Annotated in this window: 18 protein-coding genes and 1 tRNA gene; 16 read left to right on the top strand and 3 right to left on the bottom strand. The window is 37.3% G+C overall.

Annotated elements, in window-relative coordinates:
- The first annotated feature begins 344 nt into the window (after positions 1-344).
- Positions 345-419, top strand: a tRNA-Arg gene (locus ACQKOG_RS09215).
- A 508-nt stretch (positions 420-927) separates the two neighbouring features.
- Here ACQKOG_RS09215 and ACQKOG_RS09210 read toward each other — a convergent pair.
- Entirely contained in the window at positions 928-1,542 is a 615-nt protein-coding gene (locus ACQKOG_RS09210) for a spore coat protein (protein ID WP_370081843.1), read from the bottom strand.
- Positions 1,543-1,738: 196 nt separating this feature from the next.
- Between ACQKOG_RS09210 and ACQKOG_RS09205 the strand changes: the two genes are divergently transcribed.
- The 4 genes from ACQKOG_RS09205 (at position 1,739) to ACQKOG_RS09190 (ending at position 8,086) form a co-directional block, all read left to right on the top strand.
- Entirely contained in the window at positions 1,739-2,320 is a 582-nt protein-coding gene (locus tag ACQKOG_RS09205) for a LemA family protein (protein WP_427446118.1), read from the top strand.
- Positions 2,320-3,081 (top strand): TPM domain-containing protein, encoded by a 762-nt coding sequence (locus tag ACQKOG_RS09200; RefSeq protein WP_402871011.1) that lies wholly within the window; start codon positions 2,320-2,322, stop codon positions 3,079-3,081. The genes ACQKOG_RS09205 and ACQKOG_RS09200 overlap by 1 nt, the downstream gene beginning before the upstream one ends.
- 309 nt (positions 3,082-3,390) lie before the next feature.
- Positions 3,391-5,667, top strand: a complete 2,277-nt coding sequence (locus ACQKOG_RS09195) for a S9 family peptidase (RefSeq protein ID WP_402871014.1) — start codon at positions 3,391-3,393, stop codon at positions 5,665-5,667.
- 142 nt (positions 5,668-5,809) lie between these two features.
- A complete protein-coding gene (locus ACQKOG_RS09190) occupies positions 5,810-8,086 on the top strand; it encodes a S9 family peptidase (RefSeq protein WP_427446115.1) in 2,277 nt (758 codons plus the stop codon).
- Between the two features lie 111 nt (positions 8,087-8,197).
- On the opposite strand, the gene ACQKOG_RS09185 is transcribed toward ACQKOG_RS09190, so the two are convergent.
- A complete protein-coding gene (locus tag ACQKOG_RS09185; protein ID WP_370081833.1) occupies positions 8,198-9,574 on the bottom strand; it encodes a PLP-dependent aminotransferase family protein in 1,377 nt (458 codons plus the stop codon).
- Positions 9,575-9,704: 130 nt separating this feature from the next.
- Here ACQKOG_RS09185 and ACQKOG_RS09180 point away from each other — a divergent pair, with 130 nt between their 5' ends.
- From ACQKOG_RS09180 to ACQKOG_RS09160, 5 genes are all read left to right on the top strand, one after another.
- On the top strand, positions 9,705-10,610 hold the full coding sequence (locus ACQKOG_RS09180; protein WP_370081831.1) for a DMT family transporter: 906 nt from the start codon (positions 9,705-9,707) through the stop codon (positions 10,608-10,610).
- Positions 10,611-10,687: 77 nt separating this feature from the next.
- Positions 10,688-10,924 carry a glutaredoxin family protein gene (locus ACQKOG_RS09175; RefSeq protein WP_370081829.1) on the top strand — a complete coding sequence of 79 codons (237 nt, stop codon included), beginning with the start codon at positions 10,688-10,690 and terminating at the stop codon, positions 10,922-10,924.
- A gap of 17 nt (positions 10,925-10,941) precedes the next feature.
- The gene (locus tag ACQKOG_RS09170; RefSeq protein WP_427446112.1) at positions 10,942-11,550 is read left to right on the top strand and encodes an FMN-binding negative transcriptional regulator; all 609 of its coding nucleotides are present in this window, start codon (positions 10,942-10,944) and stop codon (positions 11,548-11,550) included.
- Between the two features lie 464 nt (positions 11,551-12,014).
- The gene (locus tag ACQKOG_RS09165) at positions 12,015-12,137 is read left to right on the top strand and encodes a hypothetical protein (protein ID WP_269799745.1); all 123 of its coding nucleotides are present in this window, start codon (positions 12,015-12,017) and stop codon (positions 12,135-12,137) included.
- Positions 12,138-12,283: 146 nt separating this feature from the next.
- Positions 12,284-12,520, top strand: coding sequence for a hypothetical protein (locus ACQKOG_RS09160; RefSeq protein WP_402869527.1), 237 nt, complete (start codon positions 12,284-12,286; stop codon positions 12,518-12,520).
- 90 nt (positions 12,521-12,610) lie between these two features.
- Here ACQKOG_RS09160 and ACQKOG_RS09155 read toward each other — a convergent pair whose 3' ends face one another.
- Positions 12,611-12,820: a transcription initiation factor TFIIIB gene (locus ACQKOG_RS09155; RefSeq protein ID WP_387083525.1), complete on the bottom strand. Its 210-nt coding sequence runs from the start codon at positions 12,818-12,820 to the stop codon at positions 12,611-12,613.
- A gap of 302 nt (positions 12,821-13,122) precedes the next feature.
- Here ACQKOG_RS09155 and ACQKOG_RS09150 point away from each other — a divergent pair, with 302 nt between their 5' ends.
- The 6 genes from ACQKOG_RS09150 (at position 13,123) to eno (ending at position 20,748) form a co-directional block, all read left to right on the top strand.
- Positions 13,123-14,151 (top strand): sugar-binding transcriptional regulator, encoded by a 1,029-nt coding sequence (locus tag ACQKOG_RS09150; RefSeq protein WP_370081823.1) that lies wholly within the window; start codon positions 13,123-13,125, stop codon positions 14,149-14,151.
- Positions 14,152-14,279: 128 nt separating this feature from the next.
- Positions 14,280-15,296 carry a type I glyceraldehyde-3-phosphate dehydrogenase gene (gene gap / locus ACQKOG_RS09145; RefSeq protein ID WP_370081821.1) on the top strand — a complete coding sequence of 339 codons (1,017 nt, stop codon included), beginning with the start codon at positions 14,280-14,282 and terminating at the stop codon, positions 15,294-15,296.
- Positions 15,297-15,935: 639 nt separating this feature from the next.
- The gene (locus ACQKOG_RS09140) at positions 15,936-17,120 is read left to right on the top strand and encodes a phosphoglycerate kinase (protein WP_427446108.1); all 1,185 of its coding nucleotides are present in this window, start codon (positions 15,936-15,938) and stop codon (positions 17,118-17,120) included.
- Positions 17,121-17,157: 37 nt separating this feature from the next.
- On the top strand, positions 17,158-17,919 hold the full coding sequence (gene tpiA / locus ACQKOG_RS09135) for a triose-phosphate isomerase (protein WP_370081817.1): 762 nt from the start codon (positions 17,158-17,160) through the stop codon (positions 17,917-17,919).
- Positions 17,912-19,453, top strand: coding sequence for a 2,3-bisphosphoglycerate-independent phosphoglycerate mutase (gene gpmI, locus ACQKOG_RS09130; protein WP_402869522.1), 1,542 nt, complete (start codon positions 17,912-17,914; stop codon positions 19,451-19,453). The genes tpiA and gpmI overlap by 8 nt, the downstream gene beginning before the upstream one ends.
- Before the next feature lie 2 nt (positions 19,454-19,455).
- Positions 19,456-20,748 (top strand): phosphopyruvate hydratase, encoded by a 1,293-nt coding sequence (eno, locus tag ACQKOG_RS09125; RefSeq protein WP_370081814.1) that lies wholly within the window; start codon positions 19,456-19,458, stop codon positions 20,746-20,748.
- Positions 20,749-20,821 lie beyond the last annotated feature (73 nt).

Raw genomic sequence — 20,821 nt, 5'->3', positions numbered from 1 at the left:
CGCTTCGCTTCCACGCAGATAAAAAATACCGCGAACGCCTCGCTCTCACGCAGATAAACAGTATGTCTAGAATTTAAAGTGTGTCCGCGCAATTCAAAATCCATGACATCCGTCAGAGGATTATCTTTTTTTTATAGGTATTTTGACACTTAATGAATCAAAATAAAAAAAGTTAAAATGTTTTGCATTCTATAGTTGAAATATGGGCAATACGTTTGTATAATTGATAAGGTCACATAAGTTAAAGTACAGTACACTATTTTGTCAGGTATGCTTCAAATGAGGGTTATCTACATCATGCTTTTCGTAAAGCCTAGGGTGAGTACTTTTTTTTTTGTTTAATTGCCCTCGTGGTGTAATGGATAACACGTAAGATTCCGGTTCTTGCACTGGGGGTTCGATTCCCTCCGAGGGCGCCATTTTACTGATTATTTGATTTACTTTTATAACTCAATTCTCCTAATAAGTAGTTTAGCAGCCTGCTTAGTGGGGAAAAGAGAAGGAAAAATAATGGAAATATTGCCTAGTAGGCATTATTCCCGTATTTGTTTCTTTCAAACCTTCAAAAAAGCAACAACTCCAAATTATTTTTTAGTGAACATACTGTACGTGAAGACTAGTTATACTAGTCGAAAAAAAGAATCCTATCTGAGGGGATTCTTTTTTTTTTGCAAATAATCTAAAAATAGCACCAGAAATGAATGTATAAACATTTATTTCTGGTGCTATTTTCAGTTATGATTCGCACTGTTTTATTTTTAGAAAGAGATCGTATTGTCTTTATGAATGATGGCTATATTGGCGAAGAGGGGACGCGGGAAGAGCTTTTTGGGCATCTACAGCATTAGGAAAAGTTTTAAAATCCTTTAAACAAGAGCAGCCCCGTGTGATAGTGACCACAGATGGGGCTGCTCTTGTTTTTTATCATTAATGAAGGGGATTTGTTGTAGTGCCGTATGCGTTAAGCATCGTTTGCATATCTTGTTGAGAAAATTGAGGTACTTGATAGTAGCCATGCATATTTTGGTAAATAGATAATTCGTATGCCATTTCAATGCAGTTGGGAATACTATCTGCAATAACACGACGAACAACAGGGTTTGTAGTTTCTGTTGCTGCTGCAGTCATACCTTTTGCCACACCTTTTTGAGCGCCAAGTAAGAAGCCAGAAATACATTCATCATTGAGTTCACTTGCATTTTGCATCGGCTTTTTAGGTTGGCCAGGATTAATTCCATATTTAAAATTATTTCCTGTCTCCATTTGATAGCGACCTGTAGGAACAGTCGGATCATGACCTGTGTTATAAGATTCCACAATAGTGTTATACATACCTAATGTGAAATTATATTGGCGATCCAAAATACTAAGCAACTCTGTGTCCTTAACCTGTGGACGTAAAACAATGGATTGATTCATACAAGCAATGATTGCACCGATTGTTTCATGCAAGTCCATTTGCTCATGTCCACCATGATTTAGGCTTTGTTGTTGGTTGAATGATGTTTGGTTTGATGATTCGTTTTGAAACGATTGTGTCAAAAAAAGCGCCTCCTAAATATCATAGTTTGTTACAGTATTAAGTATGGCACGTTAGACAAATTTCATACGGTATTAATGCATTTGCATATATGTAGAATAGAGATGTTTTTTTGCTGCACATTAGTGGTAAGAAAAAAGAAAGGCTTATCGCCAAAACATGGATGATAGCTAAAAGAAAGCGAAGGAGGTTTTAGAATTGAAAAAAATATTTGGACCTGTAGGAATAATCGTTATTATTTTAGTTGTATTGGCCTTACTATTTATTCCAAAATACAATAGTCTAGTAACGGCCGAGGAAAGCGTAGATTCGAAATGGGCGCAGGTTGAAAATCAGCTACAACGTCGCTACGATTTGATTCCGAACTTAGTAGAATCTGTAAAAGGTTATGCTAAACATGAGAAAGAAGTGATCGCTAGCATTACAGAGGCACGTGCACAAATGGGAAGTGCGCAAAGTCCAAAGGAACAGGCGGTTGCCAATGATGCATTAAACGGAGCACTTGGTCGATTACTAGTAGTCGTAGAAAATTATCCAAATTTAAAGGCAGATGCAAATTTCCGTCAATTAATGGATGAATTAGCTGGGACAGAAAATCGTTTAGCAGTGGCTCGAGAAGACTACAACAATGAAGTGCAGACTTTTAATAAAACGGTTAAACGTTTCCCGGGCAATCTTATTGCAGGGATGTTTGGTTTTGAACAGAAAGAATACTTTAAAGCAGCTGCGGGTGCTGAAAAGGCACCATCTATAGATTTTGGCAGTTCAGGTAAACAATAATGAAACGGTTGATATTCCAACTTGCTATTGTTAGCGTCATGTTTATTCTATCTATAAGAATGGCAGATGCCGCAATGCCGACACCGATGAAAAATACGTATATTCATGATTTTGCTAATGTTTTATCAACATCCGTAAAGGAAGAACTCAATCGTTATTCAGAGCAGCTAGACAAAGGTACAGGTGCTGAAATTATGGTCGTAACGGTAGATACTATTAACGGAGAAGAACCAAAAATGTATGCAACAAAAATGATTCGTTCATGGGGTATTGGCGATGCGCAAAAAAATAATGGTGTTTTAATTTTAGCAACATTTGGGCAGGGCGATGGCAATAATGATGTCGTTATTGCTGTAGGTCAAGGTCTCGAAGGAGCATTACCTGATGGCAAGTTGGGGCGCATTTTAGATACAGCGTTTTATCCAGATGCACGTGCTGGAGACATTAATAAGGCATTTAAAGCAACGTACGCTGAAGTATTTCAAACTGTCGCGCAAGAGTATAATTGGGATGGAGAGGTGCCTGCAAATACAGCTGATGAAGAAATGCCAACGTGGATGATTATTTTAATTGTTATCATCGTACTTATTATTTATACGTTTATTTCCAATGGTAGAGGAGGAGGGCCTCGTTCTGGTAGACGTGGCGGTTTTCCGGGTGGTTTTCCAGGTGGTTTTGGAGGTGGCGGCTCTAGGGGCGGTGGTTTTGGCGGATTCGGAGGCGGCTCATCTGCTGGTGGAGGAGCGAGTCGGAAATTTTAACATCAGATGCCTTATATAATGTAAGTGAAATGGCAGTTACAAATATTTTTTGTAACGAAAGTGAAACGGCAGTTACAGAAGTCTCCCTCCTCTATAGGTGGTGAGATGAATGTAAGGTGGCCTAATTAATTATGCCGAGGCATAATTGATTATATTCAAAAAGTGAGCTCATTGCAGTTCACTTTTTTTATTGGTTTAAAAGTCAAATATGTTTAATTATTATCAATAATTGACAATAAAGATAAAATTGTTATAATTCAATTATATCGACTAACGATATAACACGAACTGATATAAGGAGGAATCATTTTGAAAAAGAGATTTTTATCAGCATCATTAGCGGTTATTTTAACGTCATCTGCGGTTATCCCTGTATCTATGCAGGAAGTGCGCGCTGCCAATGAAACTAGCAGTCAAGTAGAAGTAAAAGAGGAACGTTTATCTGCTAAGGAGTTTCTAAATTTAGCTGTAACAGCTTTAACATTCCAACATGGATCAGAGACAATGCGTCAGCAAATCATTGATCAATGGGTAAAAGGTGAAGAATTAAAAGATTTAAGTGTACATATTAAACGTGATGAAGCAGCACGTATTTTAGTAAGAGCTTTAAATAAAGAGGAAAAAGAAGCAACACTTGCTGAATATCAAGAAAAAGCTAATAAACTAGGTTTATTTAATGGTCTGTCAGCTAGTGAAACGATTTCTAAACAAGATGCGGTTAAAATCTTGAACAATGCTAAAAATGTGAAAAAAGGTGTCGGCAATAATGAAGGTGTGAAAGAGATTTCCGTAGAAGATTTTATGAAAAATCCAGGAAACATGGGCTATGAACTTTCACCAGATGGCAATTACATTACTTATGCTTCTGCATGGGAAAATCGATTAAACGTTTTCGTGAAAAAAATGAATGACGATAGTGAGCCAGTACGTGTATCCAATTCAACGGATCGTGATATCGGGGGATTATTCTGGAAAGATGATAATTTACTATATGTAAAAGATAAAGGTGGCGATGAAAACCACCACATTTATTCAACATCTTTTAATGGTAATGAGGAAAAGGATTTAACACCTTATCCGAATGTAACAGTTGGGGTATTAAGTAACTTACAGGGTGTTAAAGATGAAATCCTTATTATGATGAATAAAGAAGATGTGAAAGTCTTTGATGTGTACAAGCTTAATGTGAAGACTGGAGAAACTACACATGTTGCGAAAAACCCAGGTAATATTACGAGCTGGTTAGCAGACCGTAATGGAAATGTACGTATGGCAGTTGCTTCAGATGGTGTAGTAGGCACTGTTCTTTATCGTGATTCAGAGAAAGATGAATTCAAGCCATTTATTGAAATAGAAGATGGAGATCAAGTAATGCCACTTGGTTTCACTAAAGACAATAAACATATTTTGGTGAAATCTAATAAAGGAAGAGATAAAGTAGAAGTAGTTAAATATGATTTAGAAGGCAATGAAGAAGTAATTATGTCCAATCCAGAAGTGGATGTAATGGGTGTATTATATAGTTCTGAGAAAGATAAAGTATTGTATGGTACATATGTATCAGATAAGATTCATTATCAATTCTTTGACGAAGACTTCGAAAAACTATTCCGTAAAATTCAAAATAAATTAGGTGTTCAAGAAAATGAAATGGCCATTTATGATTACAACAAAGAAATGACAAAATTCATTGTTAGTGTTTCTAGTGACACTGTTTTCGGAAAATATTATTACTACGATTCAACGACAGATGAAATGACTGAAATGGCAACACTAAGCCCTTGGTTAAACCCAGAGGAGCTTGCAGAAATGCACCCAATTTCATATAAAAGTCGAGACGGTCTAACAATTAACGGTTATTTAACTTTACCGAAAAACAAAGAGGCTAAAAATCTGCCACTTATCGTTAATCCACACGGTGGACCATGGGCACGTGATATGTGGGGCTTTAATAATGAGGTGCAATTACTAGCAAATCGTGGTTATGCGGTACTACAAGTGAATTTCCGTTCTTCAACTGGCTATGGAAAAGAATTTTTAGAGGCTGGTAATAAACAATGGGGTCTAAAAATTCAAGATGATATTACAGATGGTGTACAATGGGCAATCGACCAAGGCATTGCAGACCCTAAACGCATCGGAATTTACGGTGCATCATTTGGAGGTTATGCAACTTTAGCTGGGATCACTTACACTCCAGATCTATATGCTGCAGCAGTGGACTATGTAGGTGTATCCAACATCTTTACATTTATAAATACAATCCCTCCGTATTGGGATACATTGCGTAACCAACTTTATCAGCGCGTGGGACATCCAGAAGAAGATAAAGAGCTATTAACAGCTGTTTCACCTGTCTTCCATGTAGATAAAATTAAAACACCGTTATTTGTAGCTCAAGGTGCAAATGATCCACGTGTAAATAAGGCAGAATCTGATCAAATCGTTGAAGCATTACGTGCAAGAGGCGTTGATGTGGAATACATGGTGAAAGATAATGAAGGACATGGTTTCCAGAATGAAGAAAACCGCATTGAATTTTATAATACAATGCTAAAATTCTTAGATAGCCATCTAAAAAAATAATAGGAAAGAAGACTGTGCAGGAAGTAAGTTTCTTGCGCAGTCTTTTTCATCTGAACCAATAATTGACAAAAGTGCTAAAGTTGGTATAATTTCATTGTATTTACAATATGCGTAATGCGTACTGATATAAGGGGGAATCATTTTGAAAAAAAGGTTTTTATCAGCATCATTAGCGGTTATTTTAACGTCATCTGCAGTCATTCCAGTTTCTATGCAGGAAGTGCGCGCTGCCAATGAAACTAGTAGTCAAGTAGAAGTAAAAGAGGAACGTCTATCTGCTAAAGAATTTTTAGATTTAACTGTAACAGCTCTAACATTCCAACACGGATCAGAGACAATGCGTCAGCAAATCATTGATCAATGGGTAAAGGGAGAAGAATTAAAAGATTTAAGTATCAATATAAAACGTGATGAAGCGGCACGTATTTTAATAAGAGCTTTAAATAAAGAAGAAAAAGAAGCAACACTAGCTGAGTATCAAGAAAAAGCAAATAAGCTTGGTTTATTTAACGGTCTGTCAGCTAGTGAAACGATTTCTAAACAAGATGCGGTTAAAATCTTGAACAATGCTAAAAATGTGAAAAACGGTGTCGGCAATAATGAAGGTGTGAAAGAAATTTCTGTCGAAGATTTCATGAAACACCCAGGAAACGCCGGCTATCAGCTTTCACCAGATGGTAATTACATTACTTATAAATCTGCATGGGAAAATCGTTCAAATGTGTTCGTAAAGAAAATGAATGATGATAGTGAGCCAGTACGCGTATCTAGTTCAACAGATCGCGATATTGGTGGATCCTTCTGGAAAGATGATAATTTACTATATGTAAAGGATAAAGGTGGCGATGAAAACTTCCACATTTATTCAACAACATTTAATGGTAATGAGGAAAAGGATTTAACGCCATATCCGAACGTAACAGTTGGGTTATTAAGTGATTTACAGGGCGTTAAAGACGAAATCCTTATTACGATGAATAAAGAAGATGCAAAAGTCTTTGATGTGTACAAGCTTAATGTGAAGACTGGAGAAACTAATCATGTTGCGAAAAACCCAGGTAATATTTCAAGTTGGTTAGCAGATCATGATGGAAATGTACGTATGGCAGTTGCTTCAGATGGTGTAGAAGGAACAGTCCTTTACCGTGACTCAGAGAAAGATGAATTCAAACCATTTATTGAAATGAAAGCAGGAGATGAAGTAATGCCACTTGCTTTCTCTAAAGACAATAAACATATTTTTGCAACTACTAATAAAGGAAGAGATAAAGTAGAAGTAGTGAAATATGATTTAGAAGGAAATGAGGAAGTAATTATGTCCAACTCAGAAGTGGATGTAATGGGTGTATTATATAATTCTGAGAAAGATAAATTATTATACGGTGCATATATAACAGATAAAGGACACTATCAATTCTTTGACGAGGACTTTGAAAAAATATTCCGTAAAATTCAAAACAAATTAGGTGTTCAAGAAAGTGAATTAAGCATTAATGATTACAATAAAGAAATGACAAAATTCATTGTTAACGTTTCTAGTGACACTGTTTTCGGAAAATATTATTACTACGATTCAACAACAGATGAAATAACAGAAATGGCAACATTAAGCCCTTGGTTAAAACAAGAGGAGCTTTCAGAAATGCACCCAATTTCATATAAAAGTCGAGACGGTCTAACAATTAACGGTTATTTAACTTTACCGAAAAACAAAGAGGCTAAAAATCTGCCACTTATCGTCAATCCACACGGTGGACCATGGGCACGTGATATGTGGGGCTTTAATCCTGAGGTGCAATTACTAGCAAATCGTGGTTATGCAGTACTACAAGTCAATTTCCGTTCTTCCGTAGGATACGGTAAAAAATTCCTTGAAGCTGGTAATAAGCAATGGGGTCTGAAAATTCAGGATGATATTACAGATGGCGTACAATGGGCAATCGACCAAGGCATTGCAGACCCTAAACGCATCGGAATTTATGGTGCATCCTTTGGAGGTTATGCAACATTAGCAGGTATCACTTATACACCAGATCTATATGCAGCAGCAGTTGATTACGTAGGTGTATCGAATATCTTTACACTATTAAATACAATCCCTCCATATTGGGAAACAATGCGTGAAATGCTTTATGAGCGTGTAGGGCATCCTGAAAAAGATAAGGAGCTATTAACAGCAGCTTCACCTGTCTTCCATGTGGATAAAATTAAAACACCGCTATTTGTAGCTCAAGGTGCAAATGATCCACGTGTAAACAAAGCTGAATCTGATCAAATCGTTGAAGCATTACGTGCAAGAGGTGTTGATGTGGAATACATGGTGAAGGATAATGAAGGCCATGGTTTCCGTAATGAAGAAAACAGTATCGAATTTTACACTGCAATGCTAAAATTCTTAGATAGCCATCTGAAAAAATAATATAAAGAAGACTGTGCATAAATTTCTTGCACAGTCTTTTCTAGTTGAAGACTCTAAATTGTTCTTGCCACTCCCGATTGTACAGTCGAGACTTATTTGGATGAAGAGCCGTTATAAGAGCTGAAAAGTATTTCGATATATATCATTTTTCTTATTGTTAATTAATGTAATACAACGGGCTAGCTTTTCTACTCCAACATGAATTTGACGCTCATTCACTTGAGAAATACTTAATCGAATCAGATTTTCCTTTTTATATTCTGGTAGGAACATTCTAGCTGCATCATCCACAAGGACATTTTGCTCTTTTAACAAATTGACGATCTGCTTTGCGGTCACTTTCTCGGGCAGGGAGATAGTAAGATAAAATCCTGAAGAGGGTTTCGTATAATGCGTGTTATTTGGCAGCAATAACTCACAAGCTTCCTGAAGATGTTTCATTTTTCTATAATATAGCTCTTTTATTTTCTTAATATGGCTATTAAACATTCCGTTTTTTAAATAAATTTCTAATGCTCCTTGTGAAAGAACCGAACTATTAAAATCGGCAGTAAATTTATAGCGTAAAAAATTGTTAGTCATTATTTTTGGAAGAACTAAAGACGCAACTCTTAAACCAGGTAGAAAAACTTTAGAAAAACTTTTAATATAAATAACTCTGCCAGAAGGATTGTACGCGAATAATGGATCGGATTTAGTATTTGGATCCAAATCCCCTAAAAAGTCATCCTCAACTATATAGACATCGTATTTTTCCGCTAATTCTACAATCCTTTTTTTCTCTTTATTTGTATAGCTATGTCCAAGTGGATTTTGAAACCTCGGAACAATATAGAAAAACTTGATATCGTTATTGCGAAATATATATTCTAGACGATCGAAATCAATTCCATCCATAGATAAATCAATCCCGAACGTAGTCACTTGCTGTAAATTGGCAGACTCTATAAAGCCAAAATAAGTAGGCTGTTCAATTAAAATATTGTTTTTCCCATTTGGAAATGGCATAGAAACTAATAAATTAAGAGCCTGCTGAGAGCCAGACACAATAAATAATCTTTCAGGTTCAGTAAATACTTGTAAGCTTTGCAAATACTTCACCATTTGAAGTCGTAAAGAGTATAGACCTTGTTGATCGGTGTAAGTGAATAATTCTTCTTTATAAGTATCAATGGCCTGATTGATGCAGTGCTGAAAATCAATGTAGGGTATGATGTCTTTATCTGGACCAGCAGACAAAAAGTCAATAATATCATTTTTACTGTCTGGATTTTGAAATTCATTGACAACATAATAGCCGCTTTTAGGAACCGAAAAAATTAAGTGCTCTTTTTCTAGCTCTTCATAGGCTTTAACAACTGTGTTTTTACTGCAGGAGAATTTTTCAGAGAGTTGTCGTACTGAAGGAAGTTTACTACCTGCTATAAGTAATCCCTGTGCCAGTTGATCTTTAATTTCATCAATAACCTCATTATATTTTGTATACAATGCAAAGCCTCCTTTATTCTGTACCAGGACAGATGACGGAAAATATCGTTTATTTTTACGGTAGTTCCTCTTAATATTTATTATACCAGCACAAATGGTACAGATTTGCATAAAATATAAGGGGTTGGTAATGGTGCAGGACAATAAGAAGGAAAAAATGGGGTTATTATTAGGCTTAGTGGGCGTCATCTGTTTCAGCTTAACATTACCTGCAACAAGTGTAGCAGTAGAATATTTCGGGACTACAATTGTTGGCTTAGGAAGAGCGGTAGTAGCTTCAATTTTAGTTGCTCTTGTATTGGTTGTGAAAAAAGAAAAACTGCCCACTGCTCGTCAATTCAAGAGTTTAATTATTGTCTCTTTAGGCGCAGTTTTAGGATTCCCCTTGCTCACCTCTTGGGCTATGACAAGTTTGCCAGTTTCTCATGGAGCTGTAGAGTTAGCCCTTTTACCTTTAGCTACAGCGGGGTTTGCAATGATAAGGGGAGGCGAAATTCCGTCCATTAAATTTTGGATATCAAGTATAGTTGGCGCATTGGCAGTAATAATTTACGCTATGTATCTTGGACTGGGCCAATTACATGTTGCAGATTTAGCATTATTGGCAGCAGTCATTATACTCGGACTTAGCTATGCTGAAGGAGGGGTACTAGCACGAGAATTAGGAAGCTGGCAAGTAATTGCTTGGGCAATTATAATTGCTACTCCTTTTCTTATTATTCCAGTGTTACTAAACGTATCAGTTGAGATGTTGCATGCTCCTTTAAAAGCTTGGATTAGCTTTCTGTATCTTGCTATTGTGAGTCAATTTTTAGCATATGTAGCCTGGTATGGTGGAATGGCTATGGGAGGCATTTCAAGAGTAAGCCAAATTCAATATTTACAGCCATTTTTAATGATTATTTTTGCAGCTTTATTTCTCAATGAACCTATTACATTATTTACTATTGTAATAGCATTCATTGTTGTGGCGTCCGTAATTATTGGCAAGAATACCAATGTTGTAAAAAAAGATTCTGAAACAATTAAACAATAAACAAAAGGTGTCATTACAGTATCTTGGTTATTAATAGCTGTTTCGTTTTATAATAGCTCTTAAGGGAGGTGCTGTAATTGGACGTGAAATTTTTTAGTCGAGATAATTGTGGACTTTGTGTAGAGGGACTGCATACTTTAAAGCTCGTACAGGAAGATATAGATTTCGATCTTGAAATTATTAATATTGAAGAAGATGAGAGCATACATGAAAAGTATATGTTAATGATTCCGGTAGTAGAAAAGGATGGGCAAGTAATACAATACGGCAATTTGGATTACGCAACACTTATGGAGCATTTGTGTAGCGAATAACAAAGGGGGAGTTGCTTATGTACGTACCAGCAGCTTTTAAAATGAAGGATAGATCCGAGATGATAGAAGTGATTCAGGAGAACAGTTTTGCAACACTCTTTTCAACTCAGGAAGGAATGCCAGTTGCTACACATCTCCCGTTGTTGTTGAATGACACTAAGGACTGTTTAATTGGGCATTTTGCAAATGGAAATCCTCAATGGAAGGATATTGAAAATCAACAGGTTTTAGCAATATTTCATGGGCCACATTGCTACATATCTCCCTCGTGGTATGAAACAAATCAAGCTGTCCCAACATGGAATTATGTAGCAGTACATATTTATGGAGAAATCGAGCTTATTGAACACGATGATGAATTGATACAATCCTTTAACAACATGATTAAAAAATATGAACATCATACCAGCACATATAGCTTAACTCAGGTAGATGATCAGCTTGTAAGCAATCTAAACAAAGGAGTTCAAGGCTTTAAATTAAAAATCTTAAGTATGGAAGGTAAGAAGAAGTTAAGCCAGAATCATTCTAATGATAGACAACAATTAGTAATTCAAAAATTAGAAGAAATCGAACATACAAATGAGCAACAAATCGCACGTTTAATGAGACAAAACAATAGATGAACCTTAAAAATTTCGCATTTTTTCTTGCTATGTATGTGGCAGTGAGGAAGGAGCGGAATTTTTTAATTTCTTTCAGAGTGTGTTCAAACATCCACTGAAAAGAGGAACTTAGGCTAAGAACGCCACGTCTTATGGCAATTTATCTGTGCGAAAGCAAAAGCAACAACAACAACAACAACAACAACAACAACAACAACAACAAAAGACTGAGTGACCAACATCGACAAAATTGATAGTTACTTTACCCGAATTTTTAGCGGTAATAACCACAATTCACAAATTGTTCAATGAAAGCGTTTAGAATTTGAACAGTTTGTGAAGACCTTCACATTCGGCTTTATTTTTAAAAAAATAAGAGTAGAATAGGAATCAGTAAGAGGTTGTTATAAAACAGTTTATCAATTGCATCACATTTTTAGTGATTGTTATATTACAAAAACGTATAGTTGAAGGGAGAATTCACCATGTGGGTTATTACAGTATTTGAGAAAAAGGACGTTCGTATTTTTGAATACACAAATAAAAGTGAAGCAACAAAAGCTTTATGCGGATTTAAGAAAAACGCAATTTTATCTTACACAAAATAAGCTAACAAAAAACTCGTAGCCATGTCTAATTGGCTACGAGTTTTTCATTAATACTAGAAACAACACGATATTTATATTTATCAGACTCATCAGCATAACCTGTGGTTGATTTCCGTTCCGGCTGGGCGCTTTCCTGGGGGCGTCCGATGAGCCGCTTCACTCGCGTTGCTCGCTCCAGGGTCTCGGGCCAACACGATGTTGGTCACGAAGGCGTTATCACAGGAGGTGATGGTTTTAGCCTTCGTTCCTCTATTGCTGATCCCCAAGGAGTCGCCCAGCCTCCACTCCAATCACCTAATCCTTTCTTTTTGCAATTGTCTTTTGCAAAAAAAGCTAATTTAAACTTTAGCGTATTCACAATTAGGCCACTATACATAAAATAAATAGTCCTTTATGTGTCTACATACAATGAACGCTAATTCCAGAGTGTTTTAATAAAAAAATTCCTTTTAGGTTTTATTTACAATATTTCCTCAAAAAATTGTACCCTTAAATTTCTCCGGTTTTTTTACATAGCTTTCGATTATAAATCCACATTCTGTGCAAATAATGAATTCTACAGCTGAACCTATACTCATCTTATTTTCAGGATGGATAACTCCATATCCATTTTGCTTACCTTTCCCCAATTCCTTCCCTCCGCATTTTGGACATTCTAATGCTTTCGAAATAGAATTCTTCAATTAGAAACCCTCCCTTATATATGTGAGCCAACTATTTTTCTGATATATCCTATTGTCTATTAATACGAATCAATTGTAAAATGGTTCCATTTTATTCAACGTTTTCATAATTGAATAATAGAGAGCTTCATGTCACGTCTAATAATTCTTCTCTTACTAAACGGCTTTATTGTAAATTAAACAAGTTTTTTGTTACTTTACATTATTTATAAAGCGTATTATAATGAAATTGTAAGTGGGACATAATTTTAAATAGTGGGACGAAAAATAACCCACCGCTATTGAAAAGGGAGTAGATTAATATGTTATCTGTACCTGAGGCACAGCAAAGGCTACTTCCAGAAATGTATCCGCTTCTACAATCGAGATATCGTATTTTGCAAACAGTTCAGCTTATGCAGCCAATTGGGCGTCGGACACTTGCTGATTCACTTAAAATGACTGAACGAGAAATTCGTAAAGAAACGGATATTTTACGCGAGCAAGGGTTATTAGATTCTCAAAAGTCGGGCATGGTATGTACAGACGAAGGTGAAGTAGTTATAGATAAGCTACGAGCACTAGTCTATGAATGGTCTGGTCTTACACAGCTAGCTAAATCATTGAAAAACCATTTTGGCTTCCAGCATGTAATTGTTGTTCCAGGTGATTACAATGAAGACGATACGATATTAACATTGCTTGGAAAAGAGGCAGCACAGCAATTTATGTCAACAACCTTTGATGATCAAATAGTAGCTGTTACTGGTGGCAAGTCGGTTGCATCACTCGCGCAATTTTTACAGCCAGCTGACGCAAACAACATCACATTTGTTGCTGCTCGTGGAGGTATTGGGCATGAAATGCAAATGCAAGCCAATACACTTGTCTCAACATTTGCCATGCAGATGGATGCACAGTATCGCACATTATTTTTACCGGAGCATTTAAGTGAGCAGGCCTATCAAGCAATGTTAACAGAGCCAATGGTAACTGAAATGATGAATTATTATGATCATGCAGATTGTGTTATTCATGGTATTGGCTCGGCAGAAGAAATGGCTGTTCGTCGTAATTCATCGCCGGAGGATTTACGGATACTCGAAGAAATGGGTGCAGTTAGTGAAGCATTTGGTTATTATTTCAATGCAGAAGGCGAAATTGTACATCGAATTCGAACAATCGGTATTCAGTTTGAGCAAGTGCAAAGAAGTAAGCAAGTCATTGCAGTCGCTGCTGGTAAACAAAAAGTGAAGGCGATGCTATCGTACTTTAAGGTAGCACCAAAGCAAACCATTTTTATAACGGATGAGGTAGCGGCAAAAGCTATCGCCGAAAGTTTATCTTCTTAATAAATTAACTTGGAACTCATATTTCAGCGGGTGCTACAACACTCTCTGAATGAGAATAAAGCCAATTGCGGATATTATAAATGTCCGAGGCAAAATTAATTATTTAAACAATATTGGAGGAATTGACAATGGCATTAAAATTAGCGATTAATGGATTTGGACGTATTGGACGATTAGTATTTCGTGAAGCTATGAAGCACGATGAATTCGAAGTGGTGGCAGTAAATGACCTAACAGATGCAGGTCAACTTGCACACTTATTAACTTATGATTCAGTACATGGTATCTACGATGCTGATGTTTATGCAGACGGCGATTCTTTCGTAGTAAATGGAAAAAACATTAAAGTTTATGCTGAGAAAGATCCTGCTAATTTACCTTGGGGCGAACTAGGTGTTGATGTAGTACTTGAATGTACAGGTAGATTCCGCTCTATGGAAGAAGTAGGTAAACATATTCAAGCAGGTGCTAAAAAAGCTATTCTTTCAGCCCCAGCGAAAGGCGAAATGCCAACGTTTGTTATGGGTGTTAACCATGAGGATTACAACCCTGAAACAGACGATGTTATTTCAAACGCTTCTTGTACAACGAACTGTCTAGCGCCAGTTGCAAAAATACTTGATGAAAAATTTGGCATTGAGCGTGGTATGATGACAACAATTCACTCATATACAAACGATCAACGTATCCTTGACTTCCCGCACTCTGACCCACGTCGCGCACGTGCTGGTGCAGTGTCAATGATTCCAACAACAACAGGTGCAGCAGTTGCAGTTTCAAAAGTATTACCTCACTTAAAAGGTAAACTAGATGGCTTCTCTATGCGTGTACCGACACCAAACGTTTCATGTGTTGACTTAGTAGTGGAGCTAAAAGCAGAAGTAACAAAAGAAGCCATTAATGCGGCGTTAAAAGAAGCTTCAGAAAACGAACTTAAAGGCATTTTAGGTTACAATGAATTACCATTAGTTTCAATTGACTACAATGGTAACCATAACTCTTCGACTGTAGATGGTCTTTCTACAATGGTATTAGAAAATAGTATGGTAAAAGTTCTAGCATGGTATGATAACGAAATTGGTTACTCTACTCGTTTAATGGACTTAGCTTTATATATCGCAGATAAAGGATTAAACACTAAATAAGTGTCATAATTCGATAACTTAAGTAAAAAGTGTGACATAATACTGCTTTTTGCGCACAAAAAGTATAGCCTTTATAATATCTAGAAGATATAATATACAAGGGTAATGGGAGTAAGGGAAATTTACCCTTACTCCTTTTTATCTTCATTCAGCAAATGTCTTTTGTAACGTAAGTGAAACGTCAGTTACAGAATACACCCACCTCAGAAGGTGGTGATGAATGGAGATGTGCTTCCTTTTTAGTAGGTGTCCAAACACTTACTGAATGAAGATAAAGCCTCCGGCGGATGTCACGGATTTTGAAAGGAATGAATTGTGCGGGCACAATTCAAAATCCGGACGCAATTACGCCAAGGCGAAATTGATACGAAATATAAGGCGGTCATGTGACTGGTTATGTAATCGCAAGACATAGAACGTGACTTTTGCTACTATATAAGCAAGTAAAAGGGTACTTCACCATAACGTGGGTTGATTTCCGTTCTGAGCGCTTTTCTGAAAAGGCTTATTAAACAGAATTAATCCTATGTGATGATGGATCAACTATTTTTATCTAATACAGTTAAGTGAATGATGTGAGGAGCCAAGATGGGTGAATCCAGGTAATTCATGACTAAGAACTTTGAAGGGGGTTTCTTCATGTTAAATAAGAAGACGATGAAAGATATTGATGTAAAAGGTAAGCGTGTATTTGTACGTGTTGATTTTAATGTACCGATGGCAGATGGTGCGATTACTGACGAAACACGTATTCGAGCAGCAATTCCTACAATTGAATATTTAGTGGAACAAGGTGCCAAAGTAATTTTAGCTTCTCACTTAGGACGTCCAAAGGGTGAAGTAAAAGAGGATATGCGCCTAACTGCAGTCGGTGTACGTTTAGCTGAATTAATGGGTAAACCTGTTACGAAATTAGATGAGTCAATTGGTCAAGAGGTAGAAGAAGCGGTTGCAAATATGCAAAATGGTGACATTATTCTTCTTGAAAATGTTCGCTTCCACGCTGGCGAAGAGAAAAATGATCCAGCATTAGCAGAGCAATTTGCAAAATTAGCGGACGTTTATGTCAATGATGCGTTCGGTGCAGCTCACCGTGCACACGCGTCAACTGAAGGATTTGCCAAGTATGTACCAGCAGTATCTGGTTTCCTTATGCAAAAGGAATTAGATGTGCTAGGTAAAGCATTATCTAACCCAGAGCGTCCATTTACAGCAATTATTGGTGGTGCCAAAGTTAAAGACAAAATTGGTGTGATTGAAAGCTTATTAGAAAAAGTAGACCACCTAATTATCGGTGGCGGTTTATCATTCACATTCATTAAAGCGCAAGGCTATGATATCGGTAAATCTTTATTAGAAGAAGATAAAATCGATTTAGCAAAATCCTTTATTGAAAAAGCAAAGGCAAAAGGCGTGCAATTACATATGCCAATCGATGCCGTAGTCGCAAGCGAATTTTCAAAAGATGCTGAAACACAAATTGTCGATGTAGACGCTATTCCAGCTGACTGGATGGGCTTAGATATCGGTCCAAAAACAGCTGCTAACTATGCAGAAGTTATTAAAAATTCTAAATTAATCATTTGGAATGGACCAATGGGTGTCTTTGAAATGGATAAATTCGCGAATGGTACAAAAACTGTAGCTGACGCTATGGCAATAACAACTGGTTATACAGTTATTGGTGGCGGGGATTCTGCAGCGGCAGTAGAAAAATTTGAAGTTGCCGATAAAATGGACCATATTTCTACAGGTGGCGGTGCCTCACTTGAATTAATGGAAGGGAAAGAGCTTCCTGGAATTGTGGCATTAAACGATAAGTAAAACTGTTTAAAATAAAAAAACATAGGAGGCAATAACGATGCGTAAACCAATTATTGCAGGTAACTGGAAAATGTATAAATCATTTGAAGAGGCTATCCAATTTGTCGATGCGGTACAGGACAAACTTCCTTCAAATGATAAAGTAGACGCTGTTGTTTGTGCACCAGCACTTTACCTACCTACGCTTGTGCAAGTTGCTAGTGAATCTGAGCTAGCAATTGGTGCTCAAACGATGCACTATGAAAACGAAGGTGCATTCACTGGGGAAATTAGTCCAGCTCAGCTAGCAAGCGTGGAAGTAGACTATGTTATTTTAGGACACTCTGAACGACGTGAATATTATAACGAAACAGATGAAGCCATCAATAAAAAGGTTGCTGCAGCATTGGCGCATAATATCGTACCAATTATTTGCTGTGGAGAAACGCTTGAGGAACGTGAAGCGGGGACTACTGAGCAAAAGGTTGCTCATCAAATTACAGCAGCACTTGCAGGATTTGGAGCACAAGAAGTAGAGCATATGGTGATCGCTTATGAACCTATTTGGGCAATCGGTACAGGTAAAACAGCTACAGCAGAAGATGCTAACCAAGTATGTGGAGCAATTCGTGCAGTAGTGAAGGAATTATATAATGCTGAAACGGCCAATGCTGTACGTATTCAATACGGCGGTAGCGTAAAACCTGAAAACATTCAGGAATTATTATCAAAAGAACATATCGATGGCGCTTTAGTTGGTGGAGCAAGTTTACAACCAGAATCATATTTAAAATTATTGGAGGCGGCAGCTAATGCCTAAAAAGCCAGTAGCATTAATTATTCTAGATGGCTTTGCATTTCGCGACGAAACGTTCGGAAATGCAGTAGCCCAAGCTAACAAACCTAACTTCGATCGTTTTTGGAATGAGTTCTCGCATTCAACATTAACTGCAGCTGGTGAAGCAGTGGGGTTACCTGAAGGTCAAATGGGGAACTCTGAAGTTGGACACCTAAATATAGGTGCTGGACGTATTGTCTACCAAAGCTTAACACGCTTAAACAAATCTATTCGTGAAGGAGATTTCTTTACGAATAAAGCATTTTTGGATGCAATAGCACATGCTAAAGCTCATCAATCTAAGCTTCATATTATGGGCTTACTTTCAGACGGTGGCGTACATAGCCATTATGAGCATATGTTTGCACTATTAAAGCTTGCTAAACAACAAGGCTTAGACAAAGTCTTTGTACATGGTTTCTTAGATGGTCGTGATGTTGGACCATCAACAGCTCTAGGCTATATTGAAGAAACTGAAAAACAAATGAAGGACATTGGCGTAGGTCAATTTGCTTCTATTCATGGTCGTTATTATGCAATGGATCGTGATAAACGTTGGGATCGTGTAGCCCTTACGTACAATGTACTAGTAGATGGTGTTGGTCAAACAGCTGACAGCGCGGCAAGTGGCGTAGCGGCATCATATGAGCATGATGTAACAGATGAGTTTGTTATTCCATTTAGCGTTCAAGAGCATGGAGAAGCAGTGGCAACAATTGACGATAATGACGCTGTTATTTTCTTCAACTTCCGCCCTGACCGTGCAATTCAGCTGTCGAAAGTGTTTACAAATAATGAATTTGATGGCTTTGCATTATCAGATAAGCAACCAAAGAATTTAAAATTTGTATCATTCACACACTACAGTGATGAAGTGCATGCGCAAGTTGCGTATGAAAACGACAACTTAAAAAATACGATTGGTGAAGTGTTAGCTTCTAATGGCAAAACACAGCTTCGTATTGCAGAAACAGAAAAGTATCCCCATGTTACATTCTTTATGAGTGGTGGCCGTGAGGAGAAATTTGAAGGGGAAGAGCGTATTTTAATTGCATCTCCAAAAGTTGCAACATACGATTTAAAACCTGAAATGAGTGCTTACGAGGTAACAGAAGCATTGCTTGCAGAGATTGCGGCCGATAAATTTGATGGCATTATTCTTAATTTCGCTAACCCTGATATGGTTGGGCATAGCGGAATGTTAGAGCCAACAATCAAGGCCATTGAAACAGTCGATGAATGTCTTGGTAAAGTAGTAGATGCACTCCTTGCAAAAGGTGGCGCAGCTATTATTACAGCTGACCATGGTAACTCTGATGAAGTTCTTACTTTAGAAGGGGCTCCAATGACAGCTCATACAACAAATCCTGTTCCAGTAATTGTGACAAAACCAAATTTAATGTTAAGAAATGGTGGCATTTTAGCCGATTTGGCGCCAACCATGTTAGAATTATTAGAGGTGTCACAACCTTCTGAAATGACAGGTCAATCATTAATTGAAAAAGAGGAGAATTAATTATGCCATTTATTACACAAATTTATGCGCGCGAAGTTTTAGACTCACGTGGGAATCCAACGGTAGAAGTTGAAGTATTTACAGAATCAGGCGCTTTTGGACGCTCAATCGTACCATCAGGTGCATCTACAGGTGAATATGAGGCAGTAGAATTACGCGACGGTGACAAATCTCGTTACCTAGGCAAAGGTGTATTAAAAGCAGTTGAAAATGTAAACACAATTATTGCTCAAGAGCTAGAAGGTAACTACTCAGTTCTTGATCAAGTAGTCATCGACAAAGCTTTAATCGAGCTAGATGGCACAGAAAACAAAGGTAAACTAGGTGCCAACGCCATTCTAGGTGTATCAATGGCAGTTGCACATGCTGCGGCAGATTATTTAGATGTACCTCTTTATCAATATCTTGGTGGATTTAACGCAAAACAACTACCAGTACCAATGATGAACATCATAAATGGTGGCGCTCACGCTGACAACAACGTAGACATTCAAGAATTCATGGTAATGCCTGTAGGAGCAGAATCATTCCGCCATGCATTACGTATGGGCGCTGAAATCTTCCACAACTTAAAAGCAGTGCTTAAAGCGAAAGGCTATAACACAGCTGTAGGTGACGAAGGTGGTTTCGCACCAAACCTTGGTTCTAACGAAGAAGCCATTACTGTAATTTTAGAAGCAATCGAAAAAGCTGGCTATAAACCAGGTGAAGAAGTAAAACTTGCAATGGACGTTGCGTCATCTGAATTATTCAATAAAGAAGATGGCAAATATCACTTAGACGGTGAAGGTGTTGTCAAAACTTCTGAAGAAATGGTTGACTGGTACGAGGAATTAACTGCTAAATACCCAATCATCTCAATTGAAGATGGCTTAGACGAAAACGACTGGGCAGGACACAAATTATTAACAGATCGTATCGGCGCTCGCGTACAATTAGTAGGCGACGATCTATTCGTAACAAATACGAAAAAATTAGCGGCTGGTATTGAGCAAGGTGTTGGTAATGCAATCCTTATCAAAGTAAACCAAATCGGTACGTTAACAGAAACATTCGAAGCAATCGAAATGGCAAAACGCGCTGGTTACACAGCAGTTATCTCACATCGTTCTGGTGAATCTGAGGATGCAACAATTGCTGATATCGCAGTTGCAACTAACGCTGGTCAAATTAAAACAGGTGCTCCATCTCGTACAGACCGCGTAGCTAAATACAACCAACTTCTTCGCATCGAAGATCAACTTGGTGCAACAGCTGAGTACCTTGGTTTAAATTCATTCTATAACTTAAAATAAGCTATTACTTAGTAGCTTTACTGGTATCGCCTCAAAAGTATTTATATACTTTTGAGGCGATTTTTTGTTGTTG

Origin of the sequence: Lysinibacillus sp. NPDC093216 (assembly GCF_050280325.1) — a bacterium.
GTDB lineage: Bacteria > Bacillota > Bacilli > Bacillales_A > Planococcaceae > Lysinibacillus.
The sequence above is the reverse complement of the archived record's forward strand: the minus strand, read 5'-3'. Positions and strand labels throughout refer to the sequence as shown.

Excerpts from the sequence above, each read along its gene's own strand:
- ACQKOG_RS09150 (WP_370081823.1), top strand. The coding sequence starts at position 13,123 with ATGTTATCTGTACCTGAGGCACAGCAAAGGCTACTTCCAGAAATGTAT.
- tpiA (WP_370081817.1), top strand. The coding sequence starts at position 17,158 with ATGCGTAAACCAATTATTGCAGGTAACTGGAAAATGTATAAATCATTT.
- ACQKOG_RS09140 (WP_427446108.1), top strand. The coding sequence starts at position 15,936 with ATGTTAAATAAGAAGACGATGAAAGATATTGATGTAAAAGGTAAGCGT.
- gpmI (WP_402869522.1), top strand. The coding sequence starts at position 17,912 with ATGCCTAAAAAGCCAGTAGCATTAATTATTCTAGATGGCTTTGCATTT.
- ACQKOG_RS09160 (WP_402869527.1), top strand. The coding sequence starts at position 12,284 with ATGAGCCGCTTCACTCGCGTTGCTCGCTCCAGGGTCTCGGGCCAACAC.
- ACQKOG_RS09165 (WP_269799745.1), top strand. The coding sequence starts at position 12,015 with ATGTGGGTTATTACAGTATTTGAGAAAAAGGACGTTCGTATTTTTGAA.
- ACQKOG_RS09170 (WP_427446112.1), top strand. The coding sequence starts at position 10,942 with ATGTACGTACCAGCAGCTTTTAAAATGAAGGATAGATCCGAGATGATA.
- ACQKOG_RS09180 (WP_370081831.1), top strand. The coding sequence starts at position 9,705 with ATGGTGCAGGACAATAAGAAGGAAAAAATGGGGTTATTATTAGGCTTA.
- ACQKOG_RS09200 (WP_402871011.1), top strand. The coding sequence starts at position 2,320 with ATGAAACGGTTGATATTCCAACTTGCTATTGTTAGCGTCATGTTTATT.
- eno (WP_370081814.1), top strand. The coding sequence starts at position 19,456 with ATGCCATTTATTACACAAATTTATGCGCGCGAAGTTTTAGACTCACGT.
- gap (WP_370081821.1), top strand. The coding sequence starts at position 14,280 with ATGGCATTAAAATTAGCGATTAATGGATTTGGACGTATTGGACGATTA.